Origin of the sequence: Chitinophaga sp. W2I13, assembly GCF_050434005.1 — a bacterium.
In the GTDB taxonomy this organism is placed as follows: domain Bacteria; phylum Bacteroidota; class Bacteroidia; order Chitinophagales; family Chitinophagaceae; genus Chitinophaga.
This window is the reverse complement of the sequence record NZ_JBNPWD010000001.1, coordinates 1,190,335-1,202,495: the sequence shown is the minus strand read 5'-3', so window position 1 is coordinate 1,202,495 and position 12,161 is coordinate 1,190,335. Positions and strand designations below refer to the sequence as shown.

The 12,161-nt window shown below is 46.4% G+C and carries 13 protein-coding genes; 7 read left to right on the top strand and 6 right to left on the bottom strand.

Going from position 1 to position 12,161, the window contains the following annotated elements:
- Positions 1–26 precede the first annotated feature (26 nt).
- Entirely contained in the window at positions 27–683 is a 657-nt protein-coding gene (locus QFZ48_RS04880; RefSeq protein ID WP_429061356.1) for an HD domain-containing protein, read from the top strand.
- A gap of 198 nt (positions 684–881) precedes the next feature.
- On the opposite strand, the gene QFZ48_RS04875 is transcribed toward QFZ48_RS04880, so the two are convergent.
- On the bottom strand, positions 882–1,406 hold the full coding sequence (locus QFZ48_RS04875; RefSeq protein ID WP_370909659.1) for an acyl-CoA thioesterase: 525 nt from the start codon (positions 1,404–1,406) through the stop codon (positions 882–884).
- A 333-nt stretch (positions 1,407–1,739) separates the two neighbouring features.
- Here QFZ48_RS04875 and QFZ48_RS04870 point away from each other — a divergent pair, with 333 nt between their 5' ends.
- From QFZ48_RS04870 to QFZ48_RS04855, 4 genes are all read left to right on the top strand, one after another.
- The gene (locus tag QFZ48_RS04870; protein ID WP_429045322.1) at positions 1,740–3,386 is read left to right on the top strand and encodes a CTP synthase; all 1,647 of its coding nucleotides are present in this window, start codon (positions 1,740–1,742) and stop codon (positions 3,384–3,386) included.
- Between the two features lie 397 nt (positions 3,387–3,783).
- Positions 3,784–5,001: a membrane protein insertase YidC gene (yidC, locus tag QFZ48_RS04865; RefSeq protein ID WP_429061354.1), complete on the top strand. Its 1,218-nt coding sequence runs from the start codon at positions 3,784–3,786 to the stop codon at positions 4,999–5,001.
- The gene (yidC, locus tag QFZ48_RS04860; RefSeq protein WP_429061352.1) at positions 4,985–5,632 is read left to right on the top strand and encodes a membrane protein insertase YidC; all 648 of its coding nucleotides are present in this window, start codon (positions 4,985–4,987) and stop codon (positions 5,630–5,632) included. Before yidC (QFZ48_RS04865) ends, yidC (QFZ48_RS04860) begins: the two co-directional genes overlap by 17 nt.
- Positions 5,633–5,715: 83 nt before the next feature.
- Positions 5,716–6,648 (top strand): M20/M25/M40 family metallo-hydrolase, encoded by a 933-nt coding sequence (locus tag QFZ48_RS04855; protein WP_429061350.1) that lies wholly within the window; start codon positions 5,716–5,718, stop codon positions 6,646–6,648.
- On the opposite strand, the gene QFZ48_RS04850 is transcribed toward QFZ48_RS04855, so the two are convergent.
- The 5 genes from QFZ48_RS04850 to QFZ48_RS04830 form a co-directional block, all read right to left on the bottom strand.
- Positions 6,645–7,265, bottom strand: coding sequence for a SprT-like domain-containing protein (locus tag QFZ48_RS04850; RefSeq protein ID WP_429045326.1), 621 nt, complete (start codon positions 7,263–7,265; stop codon positions 6,645–6,647). The two genes, QFZ48_RS04855 and QFZ48_RS04850, sit on opposite strands and share 4 nt — an antisense overlap.
- A 5-nt stretch (positions 7,266–7,270) precedes the next feature.
- Positions 7,271–7,657: a hypothetical protein gene (locus tag QFZ48_RS04845; protein ID WP_079469049.1), complete on the bottom strand. Its 387-nt coding sequence runs from the start codon at positions 7,655–7,657 to the stop codon at positions 7,271–7,273.
- On the bottom strand, positions 7,650–7,874 hold the full coding sequence (locus QFZ48_RS04840) for an AtpZ/AtpI family protein (protein ID WP_079469048.1): 225 nt from the start codon (positions 7,872–7,874) through the stop codon (positions 7,650–7,652). The genes QFZ48_RS04845 and QFZ48_RS04840 overlap by 8 nt, the downstream gene beginning before the upstream one ends.
- Positions 7,843–8,265 (bottom strand): bactofilin family protein, encoded by a 423-nt coding sequence (locus QFZ48_RS04835; RefSeq protein WP_370909666.1) that lies wholly within the window; start codon positions 8,263–8,265, stop codon positions 7,843–7,845. Before QFZ48_RS04835 ends, QFZ48_RS04840 begins: the two co-directional genes overlap by 32 nt.
- Before the next feature lie 69 nt (positions 8,266–8,334).
- Entirely contained in the window at positions 8,335–8,739 is a 405-nt protein-coding gene (locus QFZ48_RS04830) for a hypothetical protein (RefSeq protein ID WP_370909667.1), read from the bottom strand.
- A gap of 266 nt (positions 8,740–9,005) precedes the next feature.
- On the opposite strand from QFZ48_RS04830, the gene QFZ48_RS04825 reads away from it, so the two are divergent.
- Both QFZ48_RS04825 and QFZ48_RS04820 read left to right on the top strand, forming a co-directional pair.
- Complete coding sequence (locus tag QFZ48_RS04825; RefSeq protein ID WP_429061348.1) at positions 9,006–9,542, top strand: hypothetical protein; 537 nt, start codon at positions 9,006–9,008, stop codon at positions 9,540–9,542.
- The gene (locus QFZ48_RS04820; RefSeq protein ID WP_429061346.1) at positions 9,478–12,099 is read left to right on the top strand and encodes a tetratricopeptide repeat protein; all 2,622 of its coding nucleotides are present in this window, start codon (positions 9,478–9,480) and stop codon (positions 12,097–12,099) included. Before QFZ48_RS04825 ends, QFZ48_RS04820 begins: the two co-directional genes overlap by 65 nt.
- Positions 12,100–12,161: the final 62 nt, after the last annotated feature.

Sequence of the window (12,161 nt, the reverse complement as noted above, 5' to 3'; positions counted from 1 at the left end):
TCCCAAAAATTAATATCATTGCACCTATGATAACTCACGGTCAGATCATCACCGCAACGGTGGATTTTGTAAAAACGGAATTAGCAGGAGCAGAAGGGGGCCACGACTGGTGGCATATTTACAGGGTATGGCAACAGGCAAAACATATTGCCGCCACCGAAACAGCCGATATGCTGGTAGTAGAACTGGGCGCCATGCTACACGATATTGCAGACTCAAAATTTCATAACGGCGATGAAAATATAGGCCCGGCAAAAGCAGGGGCTTTCCTGCAATCACTGGAAGTGCCGGCCGGTATCATCACACAGGTGGAGAATATTATCCGTCACATTTCTTTTAAAGGAGGCAACCAGGAAAAAACATTTTTCTCTGCAGAGTTAGCCGTGGTACAGGACGCCGACCGGCTCGACGCTATCGGCGCCATCGGCATCGCCAGGGCTTTTAATTATGGCGGTTTCAAAAACAGGTCGCTCTACGATCCTGCCATAAAGCCCAATATGCAAATGACAAAAGAGGAATATAAAAACAGCAGCGCTCCTACCATCACACATTTCTACGAGAAATTACTGCTGCTGAAAGACCGGATGAATACCGCTACCGGTAAAAAACTGGCTGAAGAAAGACACGCATTTATGGAAGCATTCCTGGAGCGGTTTTACAAAGAGTGGGAGGGGGAAGCGTAGGTTGTCTTTCTCGCTGATTACGCTGATTATACTGATTACCTTGATTTTACTTTTTTTGATTTTGTAAATGATTTAAAAGACCAGGGGAGATATCAGCGAATATATCCGCTTATATCTCCCCAAATCTTTTAAAATCAAAAAATGATCAAATCAGCGTAATCAGTGTAATAAGTGTAATCCTGAGTAAGACAACATCCGCTATATCTTCTCGAAGAACAGTGCTTTCAGCTCATCCGCATCCTCGGGTTTCATTTTGCCTCCCAGGATCAGGCGCAGCTGACGGCGGCGTAAAGCGCCTTCATATAACTTTTTTTCTTCTTCTGTGTCGGTCAAGATGCCAGGTACCGGCCGGGAGTTGCCGTTGGGGTCCAGGGCTACAAAGGTCATGAAAGCTTCGTTGGATTTATAGCGGTACTGTTGTACCGGGTCTTCTCCCCAAACTCTCATGTGTACTTCCATGGAAGTATTGAAGGCCCGGCTTACTTTAGATTCAATATGTACCACGTTTCCCAGTTTAATGGGATTTTCGAAAGATATATTATCTACAGAAGCGGTTACTACGGGTGCGCTGCAGTGTTTCATGCAGGCCAGTGCCGCGGCAATGTCCATCCAGTACATCAAACGGCCTCCCATGAGGTTACCGAATGTATTGGTATCATTCGGTAAAACCAGTTCGGTCATCTGTATCAGCGAGTCTTGGGCTCTCTTTGGCGTTAAAGTCATCTTTTATGTATTTCGGACGCAAATTTACTGTTTATATATTTATAGTCGCGTACGCATTTACAGAACAGCGTTGGCAGATAAAGGTTTTTAACAAATAATTTCCGGTACTTGAAAATTCTTTAAAACGCCCTGTAGATAAGTGATGAGAGCTGAATATTATCTCCAAAAAATTAACAAACAAATAAAGCGCTGCCGTAAAAAACTTGGGAGCGACGCAAATTTGTGTAACTTTGCATGACCTTCGGAAGTAGTTTACTTGATCGGTTTTACACCAAACGCAGTCCGGCACTTCCCCGTTTATAGGTCAAGTATTCTTAGCAGAATTTTAGTTTTATGGCAAAATATATCTTCGTTACAGGAGGTGTTACATCTTCTTTGGGTAAAGGAATTATAGCAGCTTCCCTTGCAAAATTATTGCAGGCACGCGGCTTTAGAGTGACTATTCAGAAATTTGATCCATATATCAATGTGGATCCGGGTACATTAAACCCTTATGAACATGGTGAATGTTATGTAACGGAAGATGGCGCAGAAACCGATCTGGATCTCGGACACTACGAACGTTTTTTGAATACGCCCACGTCTCAGGCCAATAATGTTACCACCGGCCGTATTTACCAGACAGTAATTAATAAGGAAAGGGAAGGAGCTTATCTCGGTAAAACCGTACAGGTAATCCCTCACATTACGGACGAAATCAAACGCCGTATCCTCCTGCTTGGTAAGGATGGCAAATTCGATATCGTTATTACAGAACTTGGTGGTACCGTAGGTGATATTGAATCACTCCCTTACATTGAGGCGGTTCGCCAGTTGCAATGGGAGCTGGGTGAAGAAGATTGCCTGGTAGTGCATCTTACACTGATCCCGTACCTGCGTGCAGCTAAAGAGCTGAAAACCAAACCTACGCAACACTCTGTACGCCTGCTGAGCGAATATGGCGTGCACCCGGATATTATCGTTTGCCGTACAGAAGAACCATTGTACCGCGATCTGAAAAAGAAAATCGCCCTGTTCTGTAATGTACAGGTAGATGCCGTGATCGAAGCAAACGACGTTCCTACCATCTATGAAGTACCGCTGGAAATGATGCGCGAGAAACTCGATGTTTCTGTACTGAAAAGACTGGGATTACCTGTGGAAAAAGAACCTGAACTGGTTAAATGGCGTGAATTCCTGGATAAACTGAAATATCCTAAATCCAAAGTTACCATCGGTTTGATCGGTAAATACGTGGAATTACAGGATGCCTACAAATCTATCCTGGAGTCATTTATACATGCCGGCTCCCTGAACGAATGCAAAGTAGTGGTACAAAATATCCACTCAGAACATATTACACCTGAAAATGTATGTGAAAAGCTGAAGAACCTCGATGGGCTCCTGGTAGCTCCGGGCTTCGGTCATCGCGGCATTGAAGGAAAGATCATCGCCATCCAGTATGCCCGTGAAAATCAGCTGCCTTTCTTTGGTATCTGCCTGGGAATGCAGATGAGCGTAGTGGAATATGCCCGTAACGTACTCGGCTGGAAAGATGCACACTCCGTGGAAATGAATCCTGACACCGCTCACCCGGTGATCAACCTCATGGAAGAGCAGAAGAAAGTGACAGCTAAAGGCGGTACCATGCGTCTGGGCGCTTATGCCTGTGAACTCACACCAGGCAGCAAAGCAGCCGAAATATACGGTGGCACCAACATCAGTGAAAGACACCGCCATCGCTACGAGTTTAATAACGACTTCCTCCAGCAGTTTGAAGACGCAGGCCTCGTTCTTTCCGGTAAAAACCCGGAAAGCGGTCTTGTTGAAATCATCGAACTGCCTACCCATCCGTTCTTCGTGGGCGTACAATTCCACCCGGAACTGAAAAGTACCGTGGAAAGCCCGGCGCCTGTTTTCGTGTCTTTTATTAAGGCCGCCAAACAGTACGCAGAAGCCAAAAACGGCAAAGCCAAAATGGAAGAAACCATCGCGAAGTAACCTGCGCGGAGGTTGTCTTTCCCGCTGATTACGCTGATTATACTGATTAACCGGATTTTTACTTTTTGGATTTTATAAAGGATTAAGGGAGATAGAAGCAGATACATCGCTCTTATCTCCCTTATACTTACCGGTGATTTTAAAAGATTTGGGGAGACATAAGCATATCCGCTTATATCTCCCCAAATCTTTTAAAATCAAAAGTGTTCAAATCCCTTAATCAGTATAATCAGCGTAATCAGCGAGAAAGACAAAACCCGCTCTGATCCTCAACATAATACGCATTTTCTTTACTTATTTATTATTTTAACCGCATTTAACAGGGGTTTCACCTAAAAAGCATGGTCAATTCATAAAATCCTGCTTACCTTTGCTGCCTAAATTTTAATTGCATTTCATGGATAGAAATTCGGTCATTGGGTTTTTACTGTTGGGCGTTTTGTTGGTAGGATATATATTCTTCAACCAGAAACAACAGGCAGGAGCCGCAAGGGAAAAAGCCAGGCAAGATTCCATCGCAGAGCTTAACAAGCCTAAAACACCTTTAGCAGATACTGTCAGTCTTGCTGCAGCCGCCGCAGGAGGCCAGCTGGATTCAGCCCACCAGGCGCTGTTAAACGGCGAATTTGGCGTATTTGCCGCTGCTGCCACCGGCAACATGCAGAACACAGTACTGGAAAACGATGTGGTAAAGATCACTTTTTCCAATAAAGGTGGCCAACCGGCAAGTGTACAACTGAAAAAATACAAAACTTATGATGGTGGTCCGCTGATGCTCGTGGAAGGCTCTTTTAACCGCCTTTCGGTTGAAGTGCCTGCCAGCTTAACAAAAATGCTGAACAGCGCGGATCTGTTCTTCACCGCCGGCCAACCCCAGGAAGGCGCAGGTGGCGTAAAAACAATCGCATACCGTCTCAATACCAATAACCCGGCTTCTTACCTGGAATTTATCTATTCCCTGAAACCAGGCAGCTACGTAGTGGATTATACCATTCACGCGGTTGGTATGCAAGGCTTACTGCCAGGCAACCAGAACTACCTGAGCCTCCAGTGGAACAGCCAGGAAGACAAACAGGAACACGATCTTGAAAATGAGCGCCTGAACAACCAGGTGCATTATATGCTGGAAAATGATAAACATGATTACTTCACCCTCAGCCGCACCAGTCATGAAAAACTGGAAAACAAACTGAAATGGGTGAGCGTAAAACAGCAGTTCTTCAACACCACCCTGATCGCTAAAAAGGAACTGTTCACTAACGTGGATGTAAACACGAAAGTGCCGGTAAGCCCTAATATCGTAGGACAAACATTCAGCACTATACAGATTCCGTATAGCCGCACCAATGATTTCTCCTTCCCGGTTGAGATCTATTATGGTCCCAACCACTATAAAACACTGAAATCTTTTGATATCGGCCTGCAGAAGATCATTCCGCTGGGTACCGGTATCTTTGCTTTTGTGAAGTATGTAAACATCTTTATCATTATCCCGGTGTTTAACTTCCTCAGCGGATTTATCAGCAACTACGGTATCATCATTATCCTGCTCACCCTCTTCATTCGCCTGTTGATAGCTCCTTTTACCTACCAGAGCTATGTTTCCCCAGGCTAAAATGAAAGTGCTGAAACCTGAAATTGATGAGCTGAAAGCAAAACATGGCGACGACCAGCAGGCATTCGGTGTGGAACAAATGAAACTGTTCAAGAGTGCAGGCGTAAACCCGCTGGGCGGATGTTTACCCGCATTGCTGCAGCTGCCTATCCTGGTGGCGATGTACAGCTTCTTCCCGTCTTCCATTGAGCTGCGCCAGGAAAGCTTCCTATGGGCAAAGGATTTGTCTACTTATGATTCTATCCTGAACCTTGGCTTCAACATACCGTTCTATGGCAACCACGTGAGCTTGTTCACCATCCTCATGACCATCACCAGCTTGATCCTGGCGTTCTACAATCGTGGAATGACCGACCAGAGCAACCCGGTAATGAAATACATGCCTTACGTAATGCCGGTAATGTTGCTGGGTATCTTCAACCGCCTTGCTGCGGCACTTACCTTCTACTACTTCCTGTCTAACGTGATCAGTATTCTGTTACAGTTTGTGATCCAGAAGTTTATCATCAACCATGATAAAATCCACGCACAGATCCAGGAAAATAAAAAGAAACCAAAGAGCAAATCCAAATGGCAGGAGAAACTGGAAGAAGTCCAGAAACGCCAGCAGGACATACAGAAGAAAAAGTAGGATTAATACAATCTGAACATTTCAATAATATTTTTTCGCAGAAGGCTTCCCGTTAAGGAAGCCTTCTCTATTTTTGAACGGATATGATAAAGAGATGGTTTTTATTGATGTGCGCCGCCGGTACAATCACCGCCGCACAGGCACAGGACACTATTCCTGATGCTGCACGCATTCAGGGAATAGTGAACTACCTGGCGTCCGACAAACTGAAAGGCAGGGGCACCGCAGAAAAGGGCGGGAAAACAGCCAGCCACTACGTGGCAAAACAGTTTAAAAAACTGGGACTGAAGCCGGTAAACGGCAACAGCTTCTTCCAGGATTTTATATTTACCCGGAAAGAACATAAAGATATTCCCAGCAGGAACGTAATCGGGTATCTCGATAACGGCGCCGCACGTACGATTATCATTGGCGCCCATTATGATCACCTCGGAACGGCCGCTTTATTCGATGGAAAGTATCCCATCGGTGAAATCCACAACGGTGCAGATGATAATGCTTCCGGCGTGGCAGGCCTCCTGGAACTGGCGCGGCACTATGTAAAGAACCAGGGCCGCGAGCCCTTTAACTTCCTCTTTATCGCTTTCGGTGGGGAGGAGCTGGGGTTGCAGGGTTCAAAATATTACACGGCACATCCGCTGATGCCGCTGGATAAAGTGCATTTCATGCTCAATATGGATATGATTGGCCGCTACAACCCGGAAAGGGGCATCGGGATTGGTGGCTATGGCAGCGCAGAAGAGTGGCCTGCGGTGTTCAAAGATGTACAGCAACCGGGCATTAAATACTTTACAGATGCAGCGGGGAAAGGCGCTTCTGATCATCATAATTTCTATATAAGCGGGGTACCGGTGATGTTTTTCCATACCGGTGGTCACGACGATTATCATAAACCTACCGATGATGCGCCTAAGTTACAGGCCAAAGCAGAAGCCGGCATCGTGCAGCTGGAAATTCAGCTGATCAACCGTGCCATGGCTTTCCCGGTATTGCATTATGTAGGGGAGAAGAGTTAGGAAATAAGTTCTACTTCGTATACCGGGCTAAAAAGAAACCATTTATTAGACGCTACCTCTTCACAGCGGTAGCGTTTTCTTATTTTATCCCCTCTGCGGAATACGCGTCCGTCTTTGGTTTTAAACAGTCCGTTTAAGGGAACCTGTTCCACGAAGAAATGGTTTTCTTTCTGCAGATCATAGTTTTTCAATACCCGCATCAGGTTTTCATCTGCGCAGGAGCTGGCAGCGGGATTGGCCATGCTCTGGCGCACCGCAGTTTCCACATCGGGTGGCAACAGGCTTTTACCTACAAAGTCGCGCAAAATAAAGGAGAACTCCTGCTTCCATTCCTTGCCATGCGACGCCACGCGGTTGGCGTATTTATTAAAGGTGGTGAGATGTGCAATTTCATGCAGCAGGGTGAGCAGGAAAGCGTATTTATTCAGGGAGCCATTTACACTGATCCGGTGTCCTTTGCCCTGCCCATCGGGATGACGGTAGTCGCCGAGTATACTCGACCGTTCGCGTGTAACCGTCAGGTGTACCTTATAGGTACTCAGAAAATCCATTACCTGTCCGAAAGTTCCTTCCGGTAAGTAGGACGCTAGTGCATTTAAGGGCGCCTCTTTTTTCAAATAGATTATTTTTTTAGCCTTGTCAGCCGGAAAAGGCTGATTGTTTCAAATACAGTATACACCAGGTACAGGAACAACAGCATGAAAATGGTGAGCTTACTCACATTGGGCTTATAAATAAGCACGTAAGCAGCTATACCAATGACGCAAAGAAAAAGTTTGCTGAGCGTAGAGCCATAAACGGCCCTGATAAATGCATTGTGGTTGGAAGAAGCGAGTCCCCGGCGGCTCATAATATAAGACACCAGGGAGATAATAGCCATGATCAGGTTACCGGCCATCAGCACATTCACATGTGTGCCAAGGTCCAGCAACCTGGGTTTGAATATGATAACAAGTCCGTTTAGAATTCCAAAAACTGCGAATAACCGTATAAAAAATCTATCACTCATGCCGTCGGGTGTCTTTTATAATTTGCCACAAAAGTATGGCTAAAGCAATTAAAGAAAAAATGATCAGGAATACCGGGAACCGCCAGCCAATCCATTGGTCTAGTTTATATCCCGCAAATACTCCCAAACCCAGTGTAGCCATCATCTGGAAGGCTAATCCGGCATATCGTAAGAGGAGATTTCGGTTATTCGGCTTCCTGGAGGACGGTTTTTCCATGTTTCTGGTTATCAGCCGGCTGCTGATCGTCCATGTAGCAACGGCCATTGAACTTAGCAGAAGGCTCCATTTCAAAATGAGCGGTGTATACATCGCCCTTTACTAATGCATTCCCTTTCAGAAATAATAATTCTTCTACCTTGATAATTCCTGTTACCCTGCCCAGGATGTCAGCACTCTGGCATACCAGGTCACCGGTGATTTCACCCTCAGGTCCTACCACTATCTTAGCTTTGGTAGATACCAGGCCATTCACCTGTCCGTCAATTCTGATATCGCCTTCACATACAATGTCGCCCTGGATAGAAGTGCCATTGCCTATAATATTAACCGTTGATGTTGGCAACATGGACTTGCTGTCACCTTTCGATTTTTGATTGCTATTAAACATAGGGAGTTAGGTTTTTCAAGTTTAGTGTGTAATATAAATAAATATATATAAAATTTTTGTATTTATATACTAATAGGTGCTGTTATCTACGGCAGGCACTTTTAACATCGTGGTGTCCACTTTCCCGGTAAAATCGCCGTTAATTACCTTTTTGATATTGTTCAGATACTGGTCGCGGGCATTGATAGCCGTTTCCAGCGAATCAGCCCTCATTTTCAGATGGATAAACTCTTTTCGTTGTTTCAGATCTCCATAACCTGGGATGTAATAACGCAGCGGCGTAAATACCACCGTAGCTACCGTAATGGCTACCAGTAACACAAAAAGGGTGCTGAAGGCAATGTACACGCTCATCCGGGAGAGTTTGAATGAGGTCACTTCTTCATAGGTATCGTCATTCATAATTACCAGACGGTATTTATGACTTAGTTTTTCCAGGTTTCGTCTGCTGTTTTTATTCCCCTTCTTGGCCATGTTTTGCGGTACTTCTTAAAGAATGCTATTTCTTTTAAGGCGGGCTAAAGTTAATCATTATTGTAAAATAGGAAACAGTGTTTTGAGGATTGCCGGCAGAAAGAAGTCTTTTTATCTGAAAACCAGCCGATTAAAATGTATCTGCTACCGGAAAAAGTCTGCATCACTTCTTCCAGACGCATATTCAATCAACTATTTTATCCTATCTTTAAAATATTTTTTCAAACTGTAAGTTATATATATTTAGCCTATACACCCTGGCATCCATGAATTGCATCATCAAACTGCTACCAAAATATTCGGGAATAATAATTTTGTCATGTTGCCTGGTTTTGCAGGCTGCCCGGGCACAAAATAACCCTCAAAATCAGCCTCCGCAAACAAATTCCCAGGGCCAGGCCCCCGGTAAACAGCAACAGCAGCAAAAGCCTGCCGTCAAGCCCCTTTTTAAACCGCGCGAACAACGCGTGCAGGACCGTCGTCCCCCTTCTGAAGTAATGCTGGAGAAAAAGAAATGGACCTGGAAAAGACAATTCTTCCAGAACATGGCTACCCGCTTCAACTATTACTTTCATGCCAGGGTTAAACTCGACCGGGTAGTGAAAACCGCTAACCGCGACGGCCAGGATAATTATAATATCCTCCTGCCGTTTTATCCCTTCAGTCTTCAGAGCCAGGGCTTCAGCAAAGGTGAACTGGACTCCGTGATCGATAAAACAAACATGGCCATCCAGCTCCATGACCCCCGCGGTAAAATGGATCGACGATTGCTTCCTGCTCATGGGACGCGCCTACTTTTATGAAGGCGACCTCGAAAATGCCAATAAAACATTCCAGTACATCAATATTGCCTTCGCACCCAAAACGAAGTCGGAATACAAAACAGTAGTGGGAGCGCATGAAAATGACCAGATCTCCATCGCCACAAAAGAAAAAAGAAAAGGTGTCTTCGGCCGCCTTAAACATACCAAAGCACGTAACGACGCTTTCCTGTGGAGGGCCCGTACCCTGCTGGAACAACAGGAATACGATGAAGTACAGGCGCTGCTCAATATCCTGAACAATGATCCTAACTTCCCCCACCGCCTCGACGGCGACCTGGCGGAAGTACGTGCCTACAGCCACTATATCCAGAAAAGGTACCCCGAAACAATAGAACCGCTGAAAGTGGCCATCGATAAAAGTCATGATAAAGTGGCCAAAGCCAGGATGTCGTACATCCTCGGCCAGCTCTACCTGCAGCAGCAGCACCCGGATTCTGCCCTCGACCAGTTCCGCAACGTGATCAGCATGAAACCCGATCCTATGATGGATTTCCAGGCCCGGTTACAGATTGCCAGAACCAACGCGGAAACCACCGGTAACATAGCAGGCAGCATAGCAGGCCTCCGCCGCATGCTCAAAAAGCAACGGTTCGAACGGTTCCGCGACGGGATCTACTATACCATGGGCGTGCTCGAATATCCCGATCACCCGGAAGCGGCGCTTAACTATATGAAACAATCACTGAAAATACCCAGTGACAACCTCATGCAGCGCACCATCACCTACAAAGGCATGGCGGATATTTACTACGACCAGCGCAATTATACCGATGCAAAAAAATATTACGACAGCACCGCGGGTGTAATGACAAAGGATTTTGCAGACGCCCCTACCGTGGAAACCCGCAAAGAAGTGCTCACGGAAGTGGTGGCACGGCTGGAAACCATTCACCGGGAAGACAGTCTCCAGAAATTAGCCGCCATGTCCCCGTCCGACCGGAACATTGTGTTATCGAAAATGGTGGCCGTCATGGAAAGTGAAGCCGCCGAAAAGAGAAAGAAAGATAAACTGGCCGCCGCCAATCCGCAGGAAAGCGCATCCTCCTTCAGCATGACCGGAGCAGGCACCGCCTATTCACCAAAAGAAGAAAAAGGCGACTGGTATTTTTATAATGCAGGCAGTAAATCAGCCGGCTATTCTGAATTCAAACGCAGATGGGGCAGCCGGCAGCCGGTAGACAACTGGCGCCGCAGCCAGAACGGCGTGGTAAATGCTACCAACAGCGCCGGCCCGATAGAAATTACAGAGGAAACAAAGTCTGTCATCCTGGGCGACGTGCCGGCAGACACGATCAGCACGGCATCCCTTGCCGCAGGCTTGCCGCTGACACCGGAAAAACTGGCCGCCTCACAAAAAGCAGTACACGAAGCCTGGTTCGATCTCGGCAAATTATATCACGATAAACTGGAAAACTATTCACTGGGCATAGAAACCTACGACTCCCTGCTGATCCTCTACCCGGATCATCCAAAGAAACCGGAGGTATTGTATTCCCTGTATGTATGGCATAGCAAACTCAATCATACCGCCCAGGCTAATCACTATAAATCAATGGTGCTGAACCAGTACGGTAATACCAATTTTGCGGACATCATCCGCTCAGGCGGGTTAAGGGATATCGACAGCCAGAAAAAGAAAGAGATCAGCGCCGCTTATGACGCCGCTTATGAAGCCTTCCGCCACGGTAACTATGCGGAATCGATGGCTATGAAAAAACAGGCCGACAGCACCTTCGGCGTTAACTTCCTCCAGTCCAAATTCGATCTGCTGGAAGCAATGCTGATCGTGAAAACAGATACCCTGTACGCCACCGATACTCTGCAGTTGTCGCGTAAAGCAGTACAGGCAGTACTTACCAAGTACGCCGCGGATGAGCCGGTACGCGCTCAGGCACAGGCTCTTATGGATGCCCTGAACCACCGCGCAGAACTTTCCGACTATCTCGCCAAGCTGGAAGTAAGGAAGAAGGACGCCAACGGCGTATTGCTGGATGAAGATGTTTCTATGCGATACCCCTGGCAAAATCCACAACCGGTACTGGCCGACAGGATCAACGGCGCCAAAACGCCGGTCGATTCGGCTAAAATAGCCGCCGGTATGGCTGGCACACTGCCTGCGCCCATAGTGCCCATCGCACCGCCAAAACCGGTAACGCCCTATAAAATATCGCCCGACAACCCGTTTTTTGTAGTGCTTTCCTTCCAGCGCGTGTCTAAGGAGCTCATGGATGAGGGCCTTAACCAGTTTACACGTTATAACGCTGCCAAACATGCCACTGATAAAATTGAAGTCGGCAGTTTTGTGCTCACCCCTAACGACGTGATGCTGATTTTCCGGCTTTTCCCCAACGAAGACAAAGCCCTGGCCTACTTCGATGAGATCCGAGATGAGGCTGCTGCGAATATCATTCCCCGGATAAGACCCACAGAGTACAATTTCTTTGTGATTTCCAGGGATAATTTCATCTTATTAAACAGCACCAAAGACCTGGCCGGTTACCGTAAGTTTTTTACAGATAATTATGTGACCCAGTAAGTATTTTTGGAATTTTAAATAGCTTTGTCGGTCGGGCTGCCATAAACAGGCTTGTTTATTGC